This window comes from Haladaptatus halobius, assembly GCF_020618475.1.
In the GTDB taxonomy this organism is placed as follows: domain Archaea; phylum Halobacteriota; class Halobacteria; order Halobacteriales; family Haladaptataceae; genus Haladaptatus; species Haladaptatus halobius.
Map to the genome: position 1 here is coordinate 1,477,698 of NZ_CP085335.1, position 20,371 is coordinate 1,498,068.

Annotated in this window: 19 protein-coding genes and 1 pseudogene; 10 read left to right on the forward strand and 10 right to left on the reverse strand. The window is 63.6% G+C overall.

What is annotated here, in order from left to right:
• The first annotated feature begins 114 nt into the window (after positions 1-114).
• Both LIW51_RS08415 and LIW51_RS39090 read left to right on the forward strand, forming a co-directional pair.
• Positions 115-1,626, forward strand: coding sequence for a DUF4397 domain-containing protein (locus LIW51_RS08415; RefSeq protein WP_227373593.1), 1,512 nt, complete (start codon positions 115-117; stop codon positions 1,624-1,626).
• A 20-nt stretch (positions 1,627-1,646) separates the two neighbouring features.
• A pseudogene (locus LIW51_RS39090) lies at positions 1,647-1,970 on the forward strand (NUDIX domain-containing protein); the annotation flags it as partial.
• Between the two features lie 211 nt (positions 1,971-2,181).
• Here LIW51_RS39090 and LIW51_RS08425 read toward each other — a convergent pair.
• On the reverse strand, positions 2,182-2,661 hold the full coding sequence (locus LIW51_RS08425) for an acyl-CoA thioesterase (protein WP_227373594.1): 480 nt from the start codon (positions 2,659-2,661) through the stop codon (positions 2,182-2,184).
• 86 nt (positions 2,662-2,747) lie between these two features.
• On the opposite strand from LIW51_RS08425, the gene LIW51_RS08430 reads away from it, so the two are divergent.
• From LIW51_RS08430 to purM, 6 genes are all read left to right on the forward strand, one after another.
• Complete coding sequence (locus LIW51_RS08430; protein ID WP_227373595.1) at positions 2,748-4,352, forward strand: bacterio-opsin activator domain-containing protein; 1,605 nt, start codon at positions 2,748-2,750, stop codon at positions 4,350-4,352.
• Positions 4,353-4,399: 47 nt separating this feature from the next.
• Complete coding sequence (locus tag LIW51_RS08435; RefSeq protein WP_227373596.1) at positions 4,400-4,744, forward strand: DUF7344 domain-containing protein; 345 nt, start codon at positions 4,400-4,402, stop codon at positions 4,742-4,744.
• Positions 4,745-4,919: 175 nt separating this feature from the next.
• Positions 4,920-5,132, forward strand: a complete 213-nt coding sequence (locus LIW51_RS39095) for a HalOD1 output domain-containing protein (RefSeq protein ID WP_227376769.1) — start codon at positions 4,920-4,922, stop codon at positions 5,130-5,132.
• A 165-nt stretch (positions 5,133-5,297) separates the two neighbouring features.
• The gene (locus tag LIW51_RS08445) at positions 5,298-7,025 is read left to right on the forward strand and encodes a TraB/GumN family protein (RefSeq protein ID WP_227373597.1); all 1,728 of its coding nucleotides are present in this window, start codon (positions 5,298-5,300) and stop codon (positions 7,023-7,025) included.
• Positions 7,022-7,642, forward strand: a complete 621-nt coding sequence (locus tag LIW51_RS08450; protein WP_227373598.1) for a zinc metalloprotease — start codon at positions 7,022-7,024, stop codon at positions 7,640-7,642. Before LIW51_RS08445 ends, LIW51_RS08450 begins: the two co-directional genes overlap by 4 nt.
• 45 nt (positions 7,643-7,687) lie before the next feature.
• Positions 7,688-8,662 (forward strand): phosphoribosylformylglycinamidine cyclo-ligase, encoded by a 975-nt coding sequence (gene purM, locus LIW51_RS08455; RefSeq protein WP_227373599.1) that lies wholly within the window; start codon positions 7,688-7,690, stop codon positions 8,660-8,662.
• 6 nt (positions 8,663-8,668) lie between these two features.
• Here the strand turns inward: purM and LIW51_RS08460 are convergent, their stop codons facing one another.
• The 7 genes from LIW51_RS08460 to LIW51_RS08490 form a co-directional block, all read right to left on the reverse strand.
• Positions 8,669-9,829, reverse strand: coding sequence for a low temperature requirement protein A (locus LIW51_RS08460; protein WP_227373600.1), 1,161 nt, complete (start codon positions 9,827-9,829; stop codon positions 8,669-8,671).
• A gap of 154 nt (positions 9,830-9,983) precedes the next feature.
• A complete protein-coding gene (locus tag LIW51_RS08465) occupies positions 9,984-10,523 on the reverse strand; it encodes a CBS domain-containing protein (RefSeq protein ID WP_227373601.1) in 540 nt (179 codons plus the stop codon).
• Between the two features lie 42 nt (positions 10,524-10,565).
• Positions 10,566-10,940, reverse strand: coding sequence for a DUF555 domain-containing protein (locus tag LIW51_RS08470; RefSeq protein ID WP_227373602.1), 375 nt, complete (start codon positions 10,938-10,940; stop codon positions 10,566-10,568).
• Between the two features lie 96 nt (positions 10,941-11,036).
• Positions 11,037-11,513 carry a GNAT family N-acetyltransferase gene (locus LIW51_RS08475; RefSeq protein WP_227373603.1) on the reverse strand — a complete coding sequence of 159 codons (477 nt, stop codon included), beginning with the start codon at positions 11,511-11,513 and terminating at the stop codon, positions 11,037-11,039.
• Between the two features lie 55 nt (positions 11,514-11,568).
• Positions 11,569-11,829 carry a DUF7410 domain-containing protein gene (locus LIW51_RS08480; RefSeq protein WP_227373604.1) on the reverse strand — a complete coding sequence of 87 codons (261 nt, stop codon included), beginning with the start codon at positions 11,827-11,829 and terminating at the stop codon, positions 11,569-11,571.
• A complete protein-coding gene (locus LIW51_RS08485) occupies positions 11,826-13,214 on the reverse strand; it encodes a hypothetical protein (protein ID WP_227373605.1) in 1,389 nt (462 codons plus the stop codon). Before LIW51_RS08485 ends, LIW51_RS08480 begins: the two co-directional genes overlap by 4 nt.
• Before the next feature lie 140 nt (positions 13,215-13,354).
• On the reverse strand, positions 13,355-13,888 hold the full coding sequence (locus LIW51_RS08490; RefSeq protein WP_227373606.1) for an Rrf2 family transcriptional regulator: 534 nt from the start codon (positions 13,886-13,888) through the stop codon (positions 13,355-13,357).
• Between the two features lie 150 nt (positions 13,889-14,038).
• On the opposite strand from LIW51_RS08490, the gene rocF reads away from it, so the two are divergent.
• Together rocF and LIW51_RS08500 are read left to right on the forward strand one after the other, a co-directional pair.
• Positions 14,039-14,959 (forward strand): arginase, encoded by a 921-nt coding sequence (rocF, locus tag LIW51_RS08495; RefSeq protein WP_227373607.1) that lies wholly within the window; start codon positions 14,039-14,041, stop codon positions 14,957-14,959.
• Positions 14,960-15,256: 297 nt separating this feature from the next.
• The gene (locus LIW51_RS08500; RefSeq protein WP_227373608.1) at positions 15,257-15,691 is read left to right on the forward strand and encodes an NUDIX domain-containing protein; all 435 of its coding nucleotides are present in this window, start codon (positions 15,257-15,259) and stop codon (positions 15,689-15,691) included.
• On the opposite strand, the gene gyrA is transcribed toward LIW51_RS08500, so the two are convergent.
• Positions 15,692-18,139, reverse strand: coding sequence for a DNA gyrase subunit A (gyrA, locus tag LIW51_RS08505; protein WP_227373609.1), 2,448 nt, complete (start codon positions 18,137-18,139; stop codon positions 15,692-15,694). It lies immediately after the preceding gene.
• The gene (gyrB, locus tag LIW51_RS08510) at positions 18,139-20,055 is read right to left on the reverse strand and encodes a DNA topoisomerase (ATP-hydrolyzing) subunit B (RefSeq protein WP_227373610.1); all 1,917 of its coding nucleotides are present in this window, start codon (positions 20,053-20,055) and stop codon (positions 18,139-18,141) included. Before gyrB ends, gyrA begins: the two co-directional genes overlap by 1 nt.
• Positions 20,056-20,371: the final 316 nt, after the last annotated feature.

Sequence of the window (20,371 nt, forward strand, 5' to 3'; positions counted from 1 at the left end):
TCTCACTTCGGTCGTTACGATTATGGACGGTCTAACCGTTTTAAGGAGACGCTACCCGGACTGTACGCCGGAATGTGGGGGAGAAAATCAACACGGACACTGGCAGTTGGAGTGGTGACACTGATTCTCGTCGCGTCCGTCGGCATCGGAGCGATGGCCGGCGGAATCGGTTCGATGACGGGCGGCAACAGCGGACAGGACGACGATGGGGGTGATGCGCAGGTTCGAATCGCACACATGTCGCCGGACGCGCCTCCGGTGGACGTACTCGTCGACAATGAAACGGTGGCGTCGAACCTCTCGTACGGCGACGTGACCGACTACGCGAACCTCTCCGCGGGTGAGCACAACGTCACCATCACCGCCGCGGGCGACCCCAGCGCGGTCGTCTTCTCCGACAATGTGAGCTTCGAAGCGGATACGAACTACACCGTCACGGCGACGGGCGAGATATCCGAGGACGCGGACACCTCCTTCGAACCGGTCGTCTTCGAAGACAACTTCACCGCACCCGGGTCGGGCAACGCCACGGTGCGGCTCGTCCACGTATCGCCGGACGCGCCGCCGGTTGACGTGACGATCGAGGGAACGAACACGACGCTCTTCGATAACGTTTCGTTCCGCAACGCCACCGCCTACGAGGAAGTTCCGGCGGGCGACTACACGCTCGAAGTCCGCCCCGCCACCGAGAACGACGACGGCGAGGTCGTAGCGACGTTCGACGTGACGCTGAACGAGAACACGGCCTACTCCGCGTTCGCGGCGGGCTACGTCAACCCCGTTGACGCGCCGAAGGACGTCCCCGACAGACCGTTCGAACTCATCCTCGTCGAGGACTTCGTGTTCGAGGGGGCGCAGAAGACGACGGCCGAACACAAGACGACCACGGCGAAGACGACGACCACGATGAAGAAAACGACCGCCAAACCGACGGCGAAAGTGAAAGAGACGACGACACGGAATACGACCACCGCGAAGAAGACCACGGTCAAAGAGACGACCGCCAAGAAGCAAACGACCGCGCCGAAGGAAACCACGGTGAGAAAGACGACCGCTAAAAAGACGACTACCACGACTGAGCGAAAGGAGACCACGCCGAAAGAGACGGTCGAGAAGAAGCGGACGACACCGAAGGAAACGACGGTGAAGAAGACGACGCCCAAAGAAACCACGGTGAAAGAGACCACGCCGAAGAAGACCGCGCCGAAAGAGACGACCACCACGACTGAGCGAAAGAAAACGACGCCGAAGGAGACCGTGCGAAAGAAAACTACCACGACGATCGAGACAACCAAAACTACGACGACATCGAAGAAGTCGACCGCGAAAACCACGACGACGGAGCAAAAGAAGACGACGACCGAGACGACCAAAGCTACGACGACACCGAAGAAGACGACGAAGGAGAAGAAGCGGCCGACCACCACGGCGAAGAAAGATGATAAGAAAACGACCACGAAGAAGACGACGAAAGAGCGGGACGAGAAGAAGGACGATAGGAAAAAGACCACGGTGAAGAAGACCACGCCGAAAAAGATGACGATGGAGAAGGCGCCGAAAAAGACGACCGAAAGGAAGGTGCGGGAGAAAAACGGAAAGGATAATACCCCCGAGCAAGGTAATTAAACGGATATTTTCACGGCGGTATGATTCACGGCCATGATCGACCTCGCGGACATCCGCAGTCGAGACGACGTTCGACGGAAAACGCGCACGTTCTCGCTCGACGCCGACGAATTCGTCGGCGTCGAGCCATCGAGTCGGGGTACGACCGCTGGGTCGGCGCGGTCGTGATCGACGACGACGGGCGCGTTCTGTTCGTCGAAAACGGGTGGATAGTCCCCGGAGGAAACTGTGAGATTCGACGCGTCTCGGATTCGGCGGGCGACGACCGCCGTGAGCGGGTCGAACCGGCGGAGAGTCTCGAAGAAGCTGCAGTCAGGGAAGTCGCCGAGGAGACGGGGGTGGAGGTCGAAGTCGACCGACCACTCGCCGTGGTGCGCCAGACATTCTCGCACGGCGAGAATAGCATACGGGCTGGTTCGTCCTGTTCGGAGGTCGAGCGGTGGAACCGACGGTCAGCGACGAGCTCGGCGTCGACGGCGAGACGATCCGCGACGCGCGGTGGTTCGCCGAGCTACCGAAGACGCTATACCGCGACGATATCGAATCGTTTCGCGACTAGTCGATTCGCTCGGCCACGGCGCGAAGTTGCTCGACGCGCTCCGTCCTCGCCGAATCGCGGAGGGACTCCTGATTCTCGTCCGGACACTCCAGTTTCGGCACGGGGGTCGGCGTCCCCGACTCGTCCAGCGCGACGAAGGTGAAAAACGAGGTGGTTGTCTCCCGCTCCTCGCCCTCCTTCGGGTCTTCCGCGCGAACGTTCACCTTCACGTCGATACTCGTCCTGCCGGTGTCGAAGACGAACGCTTCCACGGTGGCTACCTCGCCGAGGTCGATGGGAGAGATGAAATCGACGTGATCCATCGACGCGGTGACGCACTGCTGGTTCGAGAACCGCATCGCCGCGATGGCGCCGCAGATGTCCATCCAGTGGAGCACCGCACCCCCGAGCGCCCGCCCGAGGTTGTTCGTGTCGTTCGGCAGGAGGAGTTCGGTCATCTCGGTGTACGAGTCCATCAGGGTCGCGGTGTCTGCCATGTTCGGGGGTTGTCTGCCGCCTACTTAGTTCGTCGCGGTTCGCCCGGCGCGCCAGAGTTATCGTCGTCGGACGAGTGTGTATTTCAATGAGTCGGGAGCGAGGGAACGGATTGCTACCGGACGAGGCGGTCGTCTCGACCGTCGGGGACGGCGTCTACCAACTCGACGAGGACGGCTACTTCCTTGCGGTCAACGACGCCGTGGTCGAGGCGACGGGCTACGACCGCGACGAACTAGTGGGAACGCACGTTTCGCTCGTCGTCAACGAAGACGACGTGGCCCGCCTCGAAGCCGAAATCGCCGACCTGCTGAAGAACGACCCAGGCGGAGTTCGAGCGACAGAGTTGCCGATTCGAACCGCGGACGGTGGGACGCTCGCATTCGAACTCCGATTCTCGGTCGTTCGGGAGGGCGACGATTTCGCGGGGACGGTCGGGGTCGCCCGCGACGTTTCGGCGAAAGAACGACGCGACGCGGAACTGAAAGCACAGCGCGACGAATTGGAGCGACTCCGCCGCGTCAACGCCGTCATCCGGAGCATCGACCGCGCCGTCGTCAGGGCCGATACCGTCGAAACGATCGAACAGATGGTGTGCGACCGCATCGCCGCCGCCGACCCGTACCGGTTCGCTCTCGTCGTTCGTTTCGACCCCCAGTACGAGGAACTGCGCCCGAAAGCGTGGGCCGGAATCGACGAGGAGTACGTCGAACTGCTCCGGCGGGCGAACTTCGACGTTTCTGCCGGCCCGGGCGCGAGGGCGGCCAGAACCCGAACGGTGCAGGTCTTTCAAGACATCGAAACCGGTGAGTACGATTGGAGCGAACCGGCGTCGGAGTGCGGCTTCCGATCGCTGGCGGCCGTCCCGCTGGTCCACGACGAGACGGTGTACGGCGTGCTCGGGGTCTACTCCGACCGACCGTACGCCTTCGACGAACCGGAGCGAAAGGTGCTGGGGGAACTCGGGGAGATGGTCGGCTACGCCCTCTTAGCGGTCGAAACGCGGCGGGCGCTCCTCGCGAAACGGGTCGTCCAACTGTCGTTCAGAATCGCCGACGAGGAGTACGTCTTCACCGCACTCTCCGCCCGAGAAGGGTGCACGGTTCGATTCGAGGGCGAAGTCTTCCATCCGGACGGGACGTTGCTGCTGTACGTCTCGGTTCGCGGCGCAGCCCCGAGTAGGGTGGTCGATTTTTGTCGGGATTTTGCGAACGTTTCCCACCTTCGAGTCGTCAGCGAGCGGGACGAGGAATGCCTGCTGGAGATACGGTACGACGAGCCGATGGTGCTGACGACGCTCACGCATTACGGCGGTGTCGTCAAATCGGCGATCGTGGAGGAGGGCGTGGCGGACGTCCATATCGATCTGCCGGACGGGGGAAACGTCCGCGAGATAGTCGACGCGATGGCGAACGCCTTCGACTCGTCGGAACTCGTCTCCCGCCAGACGGTCGAGCGTCCTGTCGATACGCGCGGACAGTTCCGCGACGCGCTCGACCGGCGACTGACCGACCGCCAACGCACCGCCCTCATGGCGGCCTACCACGGCGGCTACTTCGATTGGCCGCGGGGGAGCACAGGCGAGGAACTCGCCGAATCGCTCGACATCTCCGCTCCGACGCTCCACAAGCACCTCCGACTCGCGGAGAAGAAGTTCCTCTCGACCGTCTTCGAGGAATCAGGAGGAAGCTAATCGTTTAGCCCCACCACTCAATGCGGTTCGGTGGCTGTCTCCGAACAATGCCATTCGATACCCTCTCCGAGAACGACCGCGACGCGGAGCGGTGGAAAACCTCCGCGACGCCCGACCTCGACACACTCTTTACGGTGTTTTCGAACGAACTCCGCCGTGAAACGCTGTTCGCGTTACAGGGCGAAGACAGGGCGCTCTCGCTGTCCGACCTCGTCGGTCGCCTCGAAGGCGGAACTGACGAACGGATTCGAACCTCGCTCGTCCACGCGCACCTTCCGATGCTGGAGGAAGCTCGACTCGTCACGTGGAACCGAGCGCAGGAGTCTGTCGAGATGGAGAGTTTCCCCGAGAAGTATCACAGACTGCTCGCCACCGTCGACCGAACCGCGTGATGGTGTTCTCTCCCATGCCTCCTCCATTTAAAGACGCAACATCTGAACGCACAGGTGGATGGCCAGGGCCGTGGTACTACCGGTGAGTGTGAACGAATCCGTGTTTGCAGACAGCCCCGAACCAGTCGCGTCGGCGTAGTACTCGTGGGGTGGCGAAACGACGCTCCTCCACACCATCGTCGAGACGCTCGCGTCGGCGACCGGACAGTCCCCCGAAGACATCCCGCCCCTTCACCACGCCGTCGACGTGGACGCCCTCGAAGCAATCTTCGGCCCCCGCGCGGACGGGCACCTCCGACCCCTCACCGGAACGATTTCGTTCGTCGTGGGCGACCACGAGGTCGAAGTGCTGAGCCACGGTCGCGTCGTCGTCCATCCGGTCGCGTAGTCGACCGCGGGATGTCGCGGTCGAATCCGAGGTGCGTTTCCGAGCGTCGGAACCCTTTCCGACTCGTTTTTCGAATCACGTGACCACCTCGTTCGAGCAGGACGGAGCGGGAAAAATTGTCGCGTCACCGATAACGGTAAAAACGGAGGGTGAGTAGCGAGAGTGATGACCGACCAGAACCCGCCGCCGTCCGGAGGCGGCGAGGGAAACGTACGAGTCGTCGGGACCGCCCACGTCTCAGCGACGAGCGTCGAGCGCGTCGAGGAGGCCGTCGAGGAGGAGCGACCGGACGTGGTCGCCGTCGAACTCGACGAGGGGCGATACAGGCAGATGCAGGGAGAGATGGCGGACGACCTCGAACCGTCGGACTTGCTCCACGGCAACACCGTCTTCCAGTTTCTCGCCTACTGGATGCTCTCCTACATCCAAACGAAGATGGGCGAGGAGTTCGACATCCAACCCGGCGCGGACATGAAAGCCGCCATCGAGGTGGCGGAGAAGACGGGCAGCGACGTGGCGCTGGTCGACCGCGACATCCAGATGACCATCCAGCGGTTCTGGGCGCGGATGACCCTGCGCGAGAAGTTCCGGATGGTCGGGAGCCTCGCGCTCGGCGTGACCGACCCGATTACGCTCGGCCTCGTCGGCGGAGCCACGATGGGCGTCTTCTTTGCGATGCTGTTCGGCATCTTCGTCGCGCCGATTCTCGGACTGAACGAGGTGCTCACCCTCGGCGCGGGTGCGGGGACGTTCCGACTCGTCGGTGGGCTTGCGGGCGGGGTGTTCGCCGGTTTCGCGCTCGGCGCGTTGGCCCTCTCGTTCGGCGCGACGAGACGCTACGACGTCGCGCTCGGCGGCGGCCTCGTCCTCGGTATCGTCGCCGGTATCGCGATCGGCACCGGAGCACTCGCGGCGAGCGCGGTGCCCGCGCTCGACGTAGCGACGCTCGAAGCTATCGGTGCGGTTTCGCTCCGGGTGTTCACCTCCCTCGCGGTCGGCGTCGGCGTCGGCCTCGTCCTCGGACTGCTCGGAAGCGTCTTCGTCGGCAGCGTCGACGAAGAGGAGTTGGACGAGGAATTCGACATCGAAGACCTGACCGACGGCGACGTGATAACCGCGATGATGGAGGAGTTCCGGCGCTTCTCGCCCGGCGGGGCCGAGGCGCTCATCGACGAACGCGACGCCTTCATCGCCCACCGACTCGTCGAACTCCGCGAATCGGGGAAGAACGTCGTCGCGGTTGTCGGCGCGGGCCACCGAGCGGGTATCGAACGCTACCTCGGCGATTCGAGTACGCTACCGCCCATGGAGTCACTGGTCGGGACGGAGAAGGGGCGGCGCTTCTCGCTGTTCAAGGCGTTCGGCTACTTCGTCACCGTCGCCTTCGTCGCCTTCTTCGTCCTATTGGCGATGGCCGGGGTGCGACAGACCTTCCTCATCGAAGTGTTCGCGGCGTGGTTCCTGTTCAACGGCATCTTCGCCTTCTCGCTGGCGAAACTCGCCGGAGCGCACTGGTCGAGCGCCACCGTCGGCGGGCTTATCGCGTGGCTGACGAGCATCAACCCCCTGCTCGCGCCGGGCTGGTTCGCGGGGTACGTCGAACTGAAGTACACGCAGGTGAACATCGGCGATATTGCGGAACTGAACGAGATCATGAGCGACGAGGAGAGTCCGCTGGCGGATATCATGTCGCGGATGCTCGACGTGCCGCTCTTCCGCCTCATCGCCGTCGTCGCCATGACGAACATCGGGAGCATGATAGCCACGTTCCTCTTCCCGTTCGTCGTCCTCCCGCTCCTCGGGCCGGAAGTCGGCGGCGTCGAGGGCATCACCCGGTTGATGGTGGAGGGAGCGCAGAACAGCGCGGACATCATCTGGGAGGTACTAACGTGAGATTCAGCACGCGCGAGGTTCGAGACCTGCTGGTCGCGTGGGTCGCGCTCGGCGTCGCGTTCGCGCTGTTCTTTCGGCCCGAACTGGTTCGGTCGGTGATTCAACCCGGCGGGGGCGTCTCGTCCGGCGAGTTCGTCAGGGCGTTCGGCGTCTCGCTTCTCACGGCGGGCGTCGGCTTTCTCCTCCACGAACTCGCGCACAAAGTGACCGCGGTGCGGTTCGGTCAAGTCGCGGAGTTCCGCGCGGATTACGGCATGCTGTTCCTCGCCGTCGTCAGCGCGCTTGCCGGTTTCCTGTTCGCCGCGCCCGGCGCGGTGTACCACCGGGGGATGGCGACGGAGCGAGAGAACGGTCTCATCGCGCTGGCCGGACCGGTCACGAACGTCGCGCTCGGCGCGCTCTTTTTCCCCCTCGCCCTTGTCGGGCCGTCGTTCGTCGGCGAAATTGGCCGCCTCGGCGTCCAGATAAACTTCCTGCTTGCCGGTTTCAACATGCTCCCATGGGGGCCGCTGGACGGCAACACGGTTCGAAAGTGGAGCACGGCGGTCTTCGTCGCGGCGTTCGTCCCGTGCATCCTGCTCGCGCTGTTCGCGCTGTTCGGAATGCCGTCCTTCTAACGCGAGAACGGCAAACCTTTACTCGCCCGGTGCGCGCGTTCGACCATGAGCGAGGAGGAGGAACTGACCTACGCGGACGCCGGGGTGGACATCGACGCCAGCGAGGCGGCGACGGCGGCCCTCGTCGGTGCAGTTGGGGACATCGACAACACGACCGACTACGCCGGCCTGCTCGACATCGGCGACCGGTATCTCGCACTTGCGACCGACGGCGTCGGGACGAAACTGCTCGTCGCGGAAGCCTTGGGCGATTACTCGACGGTCGGCATCGACTGCATCGCCATGAACGCGAACGACCTCGTGGCGACCGGCGTCGAACCGGTCGCGTTCGTGGACTACCTCGCCGTGGAGGAACCGAGCGAGGAGTTCTCCGAACAGGTCGGCGAAGGACTGGCCGCGGGCGCGGAGGAGGCGGGCGTCGCCCTCGTCGGCGGCGAAACCGCCGTCATGCCCGAGGTCGTCTCCGGTCTCGACCTCGCCGGTGCCTGCGCCGGACTCGCGCCGAAGGACGCCGTCTTCCCCGGCGAGGCCGAGGTCGGCGACGCGCTGGTCGGCTTCGAGTCCGACGGCATCCACTCGAACGGACTTACGCTTGCTCGGCGAGCGGCGACGAAGAACCACGCGTACGACGACCCCTTCCCCCGCGGCGAGGGGACGGTCGGCGAGCAGTTGCTCGAGCCGACGCGCCTCTACACCTACCTCCTCCCGGCGCTCCGGTCGCGCGATGTGCACGCCGCCGCGCACGTGACCGGCGGCGGATGGACGAACCTCCTGCGGATGGGCGACCGTCGCTACGAGATAACTGACCCCTTCCCCGCGCAGTCGGTTTTCGACTTCGTGCAAGCGGAGGGTAGCGTCTCCGACGAGGAGATGCACCGAACCTTCAACATGGGAACCGGGTTCGTGGTCGCGCTGCCGGAAGACGACGCCGAGAGTTTGGTCGAGGAGACGGACGGGCGAATTCTCGGCTCCGTGGAGGAGGGCGAGAGTGTAGAAATCCGCGGTTTGACTCTCCGATAACTGATTTCAGTCCGGACGAAACTCAGGGCGAAACTCCGAACGCACCGTCTCGAAGCCCGCGAGAACGACGAACAGAACTGTGAGACTGGCGAGAGCAACGAGGGCGGGAACGAACACCGCCAACGGAATCAACAGACTTGCGACGACGGCCGCGACTGCGCGCGGGACGCTGACGGTGCCGTGGTCACGATATCGGTAGGCATTGTGCCCGCAGAGGTAGAGCGTTCCGCCTCCACAGAGCGCGACGGCGGAGACGAGGCGGAGCGGTTCGCTCACGTGCGCGAGCGTCTGCTCGATTCCGAGGGCGATGAAGATTATGCCGCCTATCATCAGCAGGTGGACGTAGCTGTACGAATCCCGCGCCAGCACCGCGCGGTCTTGGCCGTGAATCGCTGTGAGTCGTCGTTCCGCGGCGAGCGTGATGTAGTCGAAGTAGAGCCACCACAGCGTTGCGATGAGCACGAATCCGGAGAAAACGGCGAGAACGATTTCCGCGTCGAGGGTGAGACCGGTCGCGCCGACGCCGATCGCCACGATAGACTCCCCCAACGCGATGATGACGACGAGTCGGTGGCGTTCGACGAAGTGGCTCGCACGAACGTGGAACCCCTCGACACCGCGGAGACGTGCGACGCCGTAATCGACCGCGATTGCGATGGCCCACAGCGCGCTTTGGTATCGAGTCGCGACGAACCCCGCCGCGATGAGCAGGAGGGGCGCACCCAGAAATCCCGGCGCGAGTCGGAGAACCGCTTCTCGCGTTTCAGGCGGCGTGATGAGCCCGTAGAGAACGACGTGCGACGCTCGAACCACGAAGTAGGCGACACCGAACAGCACGGCATCGTCGCTGAACGCGCGCGGAATCGAAAGTGCGACGACGAGCATGGCGGACATCGCAAATAGAATCACCAATCGGGCCGGGAGGACTTCCTCGGCGGGAACGGCGTTCGTCAGCCACGAATAGCCGACCCACGCCCACCACACCACCGCGAGGAGAGCCACCCCGCGAACCATTCCGCCCCACGTCAGATTCTGAACCAGAAATCCGGTGATTTGAGTCACCGCGAACACGAACACCAAGTCGAAAAACAACTCCAGCGGAGTAACGCTCTGTTCTCGCTCGTTCGCATCCTCGTTCGATAAGGATGCCGAATCGGTCGTGCTCATGGTGACTCGTACCTCCGCCGTCCCGGACAGCGACGTTCGTGAACCAACTAGTGACACGAGGGCATCAATGGATAGGTCGAAAACCGTACCGGCCGATAGCAGGGGACCGAAAAAAACGTTCGAATCCAGCGGTACTCTCGACACCTCGACAGATTTACGACAATCGCGCTGCGATGTCCGCTTCCGTCACGATGCCCGCCGTCTCGCCTTCCTCGGTGACCATCACGGCCTTGTAGTGATCCAAGAGATTGCTGATTTCGTTCAGCGTCGCCGACTTCGAGACGGTCGGGAAGCTCTCGCCCATGTGTTCGCGGACCGGTTCGTCGCGGGCGTCCGAATCGACGTGGACGAGGTCGCTCTCGCTGATTGAGCCGACTGGGACGCCCTGTTTGATGACTGCGAGCTGGGAGTAGCCCGCTTCCTGCATCTTCTTCACCGCCGCGCTGACCGGGTCGGTGGGGGCGACGCTGATCACGTTCTCGTGCATCAGGTCGCTCGCGCGGACGATGTCGCCCTCGGACTCTTCGAGGGCGTTGACGATTCGCCGGAGCGTCGAGAGTCGCGGGTCGACGTCGCCGCCTTCGATTCTGGCGATGAGCGGTTGGGAGACGCCCGCCCGATTAGCGAGTTCGCTCTGCGTGAGACCCAAGTCCGTCCTGCGTTCCCTGAGGTCTTGCGGCGTCGGGAGTTCCATACGCGAGATAACCAGCGGTTATGTCATAAATCGTTCGCCTCTTCAAACGTCGTCGAAGTCAATGTCCTCGTCGTCTCCGAACTCGATGGTCTCGACCACCGAGAGGGGAACGTCGCGGAGCGCGCCGCCGATCTCGCTCTTGGCGATTCGCTGGGCGTGCTCCTCGCTGTCGGCGTTGAACACCTTCATCTCGAGGACGAGTCCGACGAGCGCGGTGTGCGCCGCGATGAACGCCGAGTCGAACGGTTCGCCGCAGGCCGGACAACCCGTTGCGCCGACTTCGACCTCGACGTAATCCATGTTCTTCTGGTTCAGCCGTTTGCCGGCTTCGCTGACCGCGACGCCGATAGCGTCGTCGATATCGCCGACGTCACGCACCAACCAAGCCGCCTCCATCGCAACGAGGTAATTGCTCATACGAGAATCGACACGCCGGAGGGTTTCGTGTCTTTTGGTTTCCACCCCGAAAACCGGCCGGACTACGGCTTCCGGGCGTACTGTTCTCGGGGGATGTCAAAGCTCGCGGGCCATCTCCACGCACGCGAGTTCGACGCCGCCGGTCGTCTCGTGTTTCACCGTGGCGCCGCGCTCGTACCCCGCCCGCTCGTAGAACTGCACCGCGTTCAGCGACGAGTGGAGGGAAAGCGAATCGAGGCCCGCTTCCGCCGCCCGCGCTTCGAGGCGCGCGAGAAGCGCCGACCCGACACCCTCGCGTGCGAAGTTCGGATGGACGTACACCGCGCTCACCGCCCCAGAATCGAGTTCGACGCGACCGAATCCCGCGAGTTCGCCGTCCACCTCGGCGACGACGATGTGCTCCGACTCGTCGCGCACCGACTCGCGGTACGGGGCGCTTCCAAGTGGTTTCGTCGCCCACGCGTCCACCTGTTCGTCACGGTAGCGCTCGGGGCCGAAGGCCCGAATCGAGGAGACATGGAGTTCGAGTATGGCCTCGGCGTCGGACTCGGTCGCGGGGCGAACGGAAGGCATACCGTTCGAAGCGCTTGCGACGACCGTAGTCCTGTCGAACGTGCAGGACACCGTCTCAGGTGATGACCGAGTACGTAAAGAGGAAACCGAAGTACAACAGCACGAGCAGCGCGAGCGCCTTTAGGCGGAACAGCTGCAACTCCTCACTCTCCGCTTCGTACGCGTCGCGGAACGCGGCGATCTCGTCCTCGGAGAGGTCATCGCCGTGTTCCAATCCCCGGTGGAGCACGAGGTGGTCTTCGCGGCGGAACGGCATCCCGCAGTGCGAACACTCGTGCGGCGATTCGCCGGTCGGAACAGAGGTGTTTGGAGTCATGCTGATGGTGGAACGAGGGACGGTTGCGAGACGATCCACATGCTCGTCATCGTGTACAGTATCATCACGGCCACGAGAGGGTACTGGCTCCGAACCGCCTGCAGTCGCCCCGGAAAGAGGTCGTAGGCCGTCGCGTGAGCCACCCACACTGCGAGCAGGTGACCGAGCAGGACGAACGTCATATTCAGCCCGCCGAACCACGACGGGAGGACGAGCACCACCGCCTGTGGCGGGTCGAGCGGACTCGATAGGACGCCGAACAGGGTCGGCGACAGCTCGAGAAAGTAACTCAGGTAGTGGGCGAGATGGTAGCCCGCCGCGATGGGGAGCAGCGACGGTGCGAAACGGCGGGAGATCTCGTCGGGCGTGAGGTAAGTGTCCGCGGTTCGGCGAGCGAGTCGAACCGCAACCCGATAGACGCCGAGGAAGAGCGCGTAGCCGCCGAGCAGTGCTCCGATGTAGGCGAGCCGCAATGGCAGTCCGACTCCGCTCGCGGCCCCCGTGATGTCAGCCCATAGAGGGGTCGAGACGAACCCGTCGTAGGTCGTCACCCAGAGGAGCGCGACGACGAACGCCACCTCGTCGCGCCCCGTCACCAGTTTCGTCTCGGTCAGTCGCGCGCCGGGCAACCGGAACTCGAACCCCGAGTCGGTGCGGCGAATCGGTGCAACTCGACCGTAGTACCGGAAGACGCGCGCCACCGGGTCGACGGTCGCAAACCACCGATCGGTGCCGAACGTCACGGCCCCTGCGAGCGTGACGACTGAGTACAGCAGTATCACGCCGACCAGCAGTTCCGCGTCGTCGGCGAGGGGACTGACGACTTCTACCCACACCAGCGCCAGCAGTCCGGCGACGCTGGGCCACGCACCCAGACGCTCCGGATAGCCGACTTCGCGTGAGGGGAAGAACAAGCGGACGAAGTCGGCGATCGTCCGCCACGGGTTCAGCACGGTCCACGTGTTTCCGACGAGGTACACCGAGGTCGTGTACCCCGCCCACCAGCCGACCCAGACGACGATGATGGCGACGTTGCGCCGAGCGTCCGACGGCCCGAGCAGTCCTCCGGCGACGATTCCGACGAGCGCGAGGACGCCGCCCGCTCGCGCCGCGGTGACGAGTCCGTCGACCGACGTCCCCGCCAAGCGACGCCACTCGTGGATCGCTCGGACGAGCGCCCGGTCGGTGACGAAGCTAGCGAGCAGGAACGACGCGCTCACGACGCCGCCGCCCGTGAGCAGGAACAACCAGAGGGGAACCGACAACGACTCGGACGCCCCTCGGAGACTTCCGCCGTGCGCCAGCGCGCGCCCCGAAACGGCGGCGACGAGCCACAGTAGGGCGATCGGACGGGTCGTGTGGCGAATCGCGGTTCGGCGGCTCATCATCGGCGCTAGGGGCGTCCGTCGATAATACCTTCCGGAAGCGGGTCGGAAACGGAGAAAGAGGAGCGGCGTTCAGGGCGAACCATTTCGACGATCCGACAGCGTGGGGATTCGCGGTCTGGCGGTCTGACGATACGAAGTCAGTGTTCGGGCTCTTCGGTGGGCGCCTGCATGCCGGTTATCTTCAGGATGACGATATTCCGGGTGTCGTCCTTCCCGTCCACGACTCCTTCGACGACGAGTTTCGACAGCGGCGTCGGGCCGACGGTGATATCGTCTCCCTCGTGGATGTTCCGAACCGACCCGCGCAGGTGAATCTCCGCGCGACAGAGTTCGGGGTGGTGGACGCTCGTGAGGTCAATCTCCTCGACGTTTCCTCCCTGGACCGGTTCGCCGTTGTGCGAGAGAGGAACCTGGGCGGCGCTGTCCAACTGGTGGATGTCGAGCGCTTCGAAGGCGGTCGCGGTCGGTTTGTACCCACCCTTCGGGCCGGGAACTCCCTCCACAAGTTGGAGGGCTTTGAGGCTCTGCATCTGGTTACGAATCGTACCGGGGTTGCGGTCTACTTCTTGGGCGATATCCTCGCCTTTTACCGCGTCTTCGGTCTCCCGGTGGAGGTTTACGAGTGCCGTCAGAATCGTCTTCTGACTCGGCGTCAACTCAATACTCGACATTGGTGGAATCTTCGTAATTGATTTCCTTAAATGCGACGAATATCGTAGGAGAATCGCGGAACGGCGGACGACGATGGAACAACGTTTAAAAGCGGCGTCGCCGGCCCGAAAAAGGGGGATTTGAAATCCCTCCGACCCATCCCCAGTCGTATGGTCGAAACCGTTCATATAATCGGAGCGCCCATCGATTACGGCGCGAACCGACGCGGGGTGGACATGGGACCGTCGGCGATACGCTACGCCGGACTCGCCGACGAACTAACCGCCGCCGGGGTGACCGCCATCGACACCGGGGACTTGCTCGTCCCGCGCGCGGAAGAGCGCGACCCGGAGACGGACGAACCCGCAGAGGGGAAAGCGAAGTTCCTCCGCGAGACGGCGGACGCCTGCTCCCAACTCGCCGAGGAGGTGGCCGCCACGCTCGAAAACGGCGCCTTCCCGCTGGTGCTCGGCGGCGACCACTCTATCGCCATCGGCACCCTCCGCGGGGCGGCCCGCGACGCCGACATCGGAGCCGTCTGGTTCGACGCGCACAGCGATTTCAACACTCCGAAGTCTTCCCCGAGCGGGAACGTCCACGGGATGCCGCTCGCCGGGGCACTCGGCATCGACGACTTCGCCGACACCGAGTGGGCGAACGCCCCGCGCCTCAGCGAGGAGAACGTCGTCCTCGTCGGCCTGCGGAGCATCGACACCGCCGAACGAAAGGCCATCCGCGAGAGCGACGTGACCGCCTTCACGATGTCGGACATCGACGAACACGGCATCACGGACGTCGTTGAAGAGGCGCTGGATATCGCCGCCGACGGCGTGGACGGCATCCACGTCAGCCTCGACCTGGACTGGCTCGACCCCAAGGAAGCCCCCGGCGTCGGGACGCCGGTTCGCGGCGGCGTCAACTACCGCGAAGCCCACTCCGCGCTCGAAACCGTGGCGAAGCGAAACGACCGCGACGGAATCCTGCGGTCGTTCGAACTGGTGGAAGTGAACCCGATTCTGGACGAGCACAACGAGACCGCGGCGCTGGCGACCGAACTCGCCGCCAGCGTGCTGGGAAAGCGGATCCTATAGCACCTTTTTCTGCGGTCGGGAGCCGAGACGCGCGCCGCTGCGGCGCGAGTCTCGACCTGCCTCCCTAGAAAAATCTGCACCAAAAGCCTGCGCTCCTCCCTTCGGTCGTCGCTTGGCCCGCTCTCTCGTCACTTCGTTCCTCGTTCGCGGAGAGCGTGCTAGCCCGCCGGCGGTTGTGTGGCCGGCCGATTTTCGGCGGTCGCGCCGGTCGATTCCGATTCGCGTGTCGAAGCCTCCGAGTAGTTCGAAGTCCGAATCGGAACCCGTATCATCCCCGTCTCCGTCCTCTCGCAATCTATGACACACCTACTCGTGGCGGGCGTCGTCGTCCTCCGCGACGATTCCGTGCTGGCGGTTCGAGAATACGGCCGGTGGAGCCTCCCGAAAGGCGGTTGCGAACACGGGGAACGGTTCGCCGACGCCGCCGTTCGCGAGGCGCGGGAGGAAACCAGGCCGGCAGTCGAACTGGGCGACGTCGCGTTCGTCATCGAGGTTCGCAACGACGAGGACGAACACCACCTGCAGGTGTTCTACGAGGCGACCGCCGAGGGAACGCCTCGGCCGAACGACCCGGACGACGAGGTCGAACGGGCGGCGTTCGTCGCGCTCGACACGCTCGGCGAGACGCTTCGCTATCGCTCGCGAGTGCTCCCGCTTCGGAAGTGGCTCGACACGAGAACGACCGGCTATCACTCGTTCGACCTCGAAAAAGAACCTGCGGAAATCGAGTGACTACTCGTCGTTGGCTGACGACGAGGGAATCACGTCCACGCTCGCGACGCGGTCGTCCGTGGCCACGTCCATCACCGTCACACCCATCGTGTTGCGGCCGACCTCCGAGATATCCTCGGCGCGGATTCGCATTATCTGGCCGCGCTCGCTCATTAGGACGAGGTGGTCGTCCTCGGTGACGTTCTTCACCGACGTGACCGGGCCGTTTCGTTCGCCGGTCTTGATGTCGATGAGACCCTTCCCGTTGCGCGACTGGGAGCGGTACTTCGACAGCGGCGTGCGTTTGCCGTACCCTCGCCGGGTGACGGTAAGCAGGTTGCGCGACTCTCCATCCGCGGCGACCATTCCGACCACTTCGTCGTCACCTTCGAGACGGATGCCGTGCACACCGCGTGCGCTGCGGCCCATCTCGCGCGCTTCCGTCTCGTCGAATCGAATCGTCATGCCGTTTTTCGTGGCGATGACGAGGTCTTTCGTTCCGTCGGTAACCTTCACGTCCACGAGTTCGTCGCCGTCTTCGAGTCGCGCCGCGATGATACCGGTCGAGAGGATGTTCTCGAAGTCCTTGGCGGCGGTGCGCTTGACGTAGCCCTGTCGAGTGACCATGCTCAGGCTCTCCTCCTCGGCGAACTCGTCCGTCGTGATGACGGCGGTGAGGTCTTCACCCTCGTCCAGATCGAGGAGATTCACGGCGGATTTTCCGCGCGCCGTGCGCGACATCTCCGGAATCTCGTAGGTCTTCAGGCGGTAGACCTGCCCGTGATTCGTGAAACAGAGCAGGTAATCGTGGGTGTTCGCGCGGAACACCTTCGAGATGCGGTCGCCCTCTTTCACGTCCGCGCCGATGATACCCTTGCCGCCGCGACCCTGCGCGTCGAACTGGTCGATGGGCATCCGCTTGACGTAGTCCTGCTCGGTGACGACGACGAACACGTCCTCTTCGGCGATGAGGTCTTCGCGGGTGACCTCCGAAGTGTCCTCGACGATCTTCGTCCGGCGGTTGTCGGCGTACTCGTCTTTCATCTCCAGCAGTTCCTCTTTGATGACGGCGAGCAGTTCCGACTCGTCGCCGAGGATGGTTTCGAGGCGCTCGATGCGCACCGTGACCTCCTCGTACTCCGCCTCAATCTCCTCGGATTCGAGGGAGGTGAGGCTACCGAGCTGCATCCGGACGATGTGTTTGGCCTGCTTCTCGGAGAAGTCGAACGTCTCCTGCAAGCCCGTTCGTGCGCCGTCGCGGTCGTCCGACCCCCGGATGAGTTCGACCACGTCGTCGATGTTCTCGAGCGCCCGAAGTCGGCCTTCGAGGATGTGCGCTCGCTCTTCCGCCTCGCCGAGTTCGAACTGGCTCCGGCGGCGGACGACCTCTCGACGGTGGTCGAGATAGTGCCGAAGCAGTTCCTTCAGCGTCAGCACCTTCGGCTGGCCGTCGACCAGCGCGAGCGAGATGATACCGAAGGTTCGTTCGAGGTGGTGGTCGAGCAGTTGGTTCTCGACGACCTCCGCGATTGCGTTCTGCTTGAGTTCGACCACGACTCGGATCCCGTCGCGGTCGGACTCGTCGCGCAGGTCGCGGATGCCGTCGATGGTGCCCTCGTTGACGTGGTCGGCGATCCGTTCGATGAGTCGCGCCTTGTTCGTCTGGAAGGGGAGTTCGGTGATGACGATGCGGTCGTCTTCCACCTCGTACTCGGCGCGCACTCGGAGTCGGCCCCGGCCGGTCTTGTACGCCTGATGGATGGCGTTCCTGCCGACGATGTTCGCGCCGGTCGGGAAGTCCGGTCCTTTGACGTGCTCCATCAGGTCTTCGACCGTCGCGTCGGGGTTGTCGATGAGTTCGACCGTGGCGTCGATGACCTCGCCGAGGTTGTGCGGCGGGACGTTCGTGGACATCCCGACCGCGATACCCGATGAGCCGTTGACGAGCAGGTTTGGCACCGCGGCGGGCAGGACTTCCGGTTCTTGGAGTCGGTCGTCGTAGTTCGACTGGAAGTCCACCGTATCCATCTCGATGTCGTCCAGCAGTTCCTCGGCGATGGGTGCCATCCGGGCCTCCGTGTATCGCATCGCGGCCGGCGGGTCGCCGTCCACGCTCCCGAAGTTCCCCTGTCCGTCGATGAGCGGGTAGCGCATCGAGAACTCTTGGGCCATCCGCGCCAGCGCGTCGTAGATGGACTGGTCGCCGTGCGGGTGGAAATCACCCATCGTGTCCCCGACGATGTTCGAGGATTTGCGGTGGCTCGCGCCGCTCGTCACGCCGGAGCGGTGCATTGCGTAGAGGATGCGCCGATGAACTGGTTTCAGCCCGTCCCGCACGTCCGGGAGGGCGCGACCCGCGATGACGGACATCGCGTAGTCGATGTAGCTCTGTTCCATCTCGTCCTCGACGCGGACGGTCTGGACCTGCTGTGCAACTTCGTCAGGTACGTCTGGTGTCTCCGAACTCATCAGATATCCACCCACTCGGCTTCCGTGGCGTGGTCTTGAATAAACTGTTTGCGCGGTTCGACGGCGTCACCCATCAGCACCGAGAACATCTTGTCCGCGGCGGCGGCGTCCTCGATGGTTATCTGTTTCAGGATGCGGTTTTCGGGATTCATCGTCGTCTCCCACAACTGCTCGGGGTTCATTTCGCCGAGTCCCTTGAACCGCTGGACCTGCGAGGGGTTACCGTCGCACTTCTCTTCGACGATGCGGTTGCGTTCCTCTTCGGTCATCGCGTCGTACGTCTTTCCGCGGTAGCGAATGCGGTACAGCGGCGGTTGGGCCGCGTAGACGTAGCCCGCCTCCAACAGCGGCTTCATGTAGCGGTAGAGGAGCGTCAGGTAGAGGGTTCGGATGTGCGCGCCGTCCACGTCGGCGTCGGTCATGATGATGATCTTGTGGTAGCGCGCCTCCTCGATGTCGAACTCCTCGCCGACGCCCGTGCCGATGGCGGTGATGAAGTCGCGTATTTTCTCGTTCTCCAGCACGCGGTCGAGGCGGTGTTTCTCGACGTTCAACACCTTCCCGAACAGCGGGAGGATGGCCTGGAACTTACGGTCGCGGGCCTGCTTCGCCGACCCGCCCGCGGAGTCCCCCTCCACGACGAACAGCTCCGACTCGCCCGGGTCGCGCGACTGGCAGTCGGCGAGCTTACCGGGGAGCGCGCTCGTTTCGAGGGCGTTCTTCCGCCGGGTGAGCTCCTCCGCTTTCTTCGCCGCCTTCCGCGCTTTCGCGGCCTCCACCGCCTTGCGGACGATAGCCTGCGCCGTGTTCGGGTGCTCTTCGAAATACACCGAAAGCCCCTCGTGAACCGCGCTCTCGACGATGCCGCGAACTTCGCTGTTGCCGAGTTTCGTCTTCGTCTGGCCTTCGAACTGCGGATCGGGGTGTTTGACGGAGATGACCGCCGTCAACCCTTCGCGGATGTCCTCGCCCCGGAGATTCTCGTCGATATCGGCGAGGAGGTCGTTCGCGTTGGCGTAGTCGTTGACGACGCGCGTGAGTGCCGTCTTGAACCCGGTCAGATGCGTCCCGCCTTCGCGGGTGTTGATGTTGTTGGCGAAGGCGTGTATCGACCCCTGCAGTTCGTCGGTCGCCTGCATCGCCACCTCGACCTGGATGCTCTCGGCCTCGTCCTCGAAGTAGATGACCTCGTTGTGGAGGGATGTCTTCGTCTCGTTCAGATACTCGACGAACTCGCGGATGCCGCCGTCGTAGTGGAACGAGTCGCCTTTTTCCTCGTCGCGCTCGTCGCCGAGTGCGATCTCGACGCCCGAGTTGAGGAAGGCGAGCTCTCGAAGCCGATTTTCGAGCGTTGAGTAGGTGAATTCGGTCGTCTCGAAGATATCCGTGTCGGGCCAGAATCGGATCTCCGTCCCCGTTCCCTCGTCGGGTTCGAGGTCACGGACGCGCTCCAACTCGCCGTCGGGTTCGCCGCGTTCGAAGGTTTGTCGCCAGACCCCGCCGTCGCGATTCACCTCGACTTCGAGGCGTTCGGAGAGCGCGTTCACCACGGAGATACCGACGCCGTGGAGACCACCCGAAACCTGATACGATTTGTTGTCGAACTTTCCGCCCGCGTGCAGGACGGTCAGGATGACTTCCAACGCGGGTCTGTCGTACTCCTCGTGGAGGTCGACGGGGATACCGCGTCCGTCGTCTACGATGCTGACCGAGTCGTCCTCGTGGATAGTCACGTCGATGGTGTCACAGTATCCGGCGAGGGCCTCGTCGATGGAGTTGTCCACGACTTCGAACACGAGATGGTGTAGCCCGCGAGTGTCGGTAGAACCAATGTACATTGCCGGGCGTTTTCGAACGGCCTGAAGCCCTTCGAGCACCTGTATCTGCCCAGCGCCGTACTCATTTCCGTCGCTCATAAATCCTGATTTATCGTAGACGCCGACCACTGATAAAGCTCACGCACGCGCGCGTGCGGAGAATCAAATATTACTCGGTGATGGGCTGGACGAATCGGCGACATGACGGAAAAGAGAACTGGCTGAAAAAGAGAAAGACGGCTCGAAATGACAGTCGATTTCATCCACACGTTTCGGTACGGTGCGCGAAGCGGAGGAAGTCGCCACCGCGTCGGTGTTATCGGAAACGAACCGTGTGTGACACGTCCAAGATATGCCAATTCGGTCGGCGGCGCGAACGGTACTTCGCTCGTCGGCCGACGTTCGGACGAACCGC

Bases quoted from the DNA above. Each gene is read 5' to 3' on its own strand.
- LIW51_RS08460 (WP_227373600.1), bottom strand. From the start codon at position 9,829: ATGAGCACGACCGATTCGGCATCCTTATCGAACGAGGATGCGAACGAG.
- LIW51_RS08465 (WP_227373601.1), bottom strand. From the start codon at position 10,523: ATGGAACTCCCGACGCCGCAAGACCTCAGGGAACGCAGGACGGACTTG.
- gyrB (WP_227373610.1), bottom strand. From the start codon at position 20,055: ATGAGCGACGGAAATGAGTACGGCGCTGGGCAGATACAGGTGCTCGAA.
- LIW51_RS08430 (WP_227373595.1), top strand. From the start codon at position 2,748: ATGAGTCGGGAGCGAGGGAACGGATTGCTACCGGACGAGGCGGTCGTC.
- LIW51_RS08490 (WP_227373606.1), bottom strand. From the start codon at position 13,888: ATGTCGAGTATTGAGTTGACGCCGAGTCAGAAGACGATTCTGACGGCA.
- purM (WP_227373599.1), top strand. From the start codon at position 7,688: ATGAGCGAGGAGGAGGAACTGACCTACGCGGACGCCGGGGTGGACATC.
- LIW51_RS08470 (WP_227373602.1), bottom strand. From the start codon at position 10,940: ATGAGCAATTACCTCGTTGCGATGGAGGCGGCTTGGTTGGTGCGTGAC.
- rocF (WP_227373607.1), top strand. From the start codon at position 14,039: ATGGTCGAAACCGTTCATATAATCGGAGCGCCCATCGATTACGGCGCG.
- LIW51_RS08445 (WP_227373597.1), top strand. From the start codon at position 5,298: ATGACCGACCAGAACCCGCCGCCGTCCGGAGGCGGCGAGGGAAACGTA.
- LIW51_RS08480 (WP_227373604.1), bottom strand. From the start codon at position 11,829: ATGACTCCAAACACCTCTGTTCCGACCGGCGAATCGCCGCACGAGTGT.
- LIW51_RS08500 (WP_227373608.1), top strand. From the start codon at position 15,257: ATGACACACCTACTCGTGGCGGGCGTCGTCGTCCTCCGCGACGATTCC.
- LIW51_RS08475 (WP_227373603.1), bottom strand. From the start codon at position 11,513: ATGCCTTCCGTTCGCCCCGCGACCGAGTCCGACGCCGAGGCCATACTC.
- LIW51_RS08435 (WP_227373596.1), top strand. From the start codon at position 4,400: ATGCCATTCGATACCCTCTCCGAGAACGACCGCGACGCGGAGCGGTGG.
- LIW51_RS08425 (WP_227373594.1), bottom strand. From the start codon at position 2,661: ATGGCAGACACCGCGACCCTGATGGACTCGTACACCGAGATGACCGAA.
- LIW51_RS08485 (WP_227373605.1), bottom strand. From the start codon at position 13,214: ATGAGCCGCCGAACCGCGATTCGCCACACGACCCGTCCGATCGCCCTA.
- gyrA (WP_227373609.1), bottom strand. From the start codon at position 18,139: ATGAGTTCGGAGACACCAGACGTACCTGACGAAGTTGCACAGCAGGTC.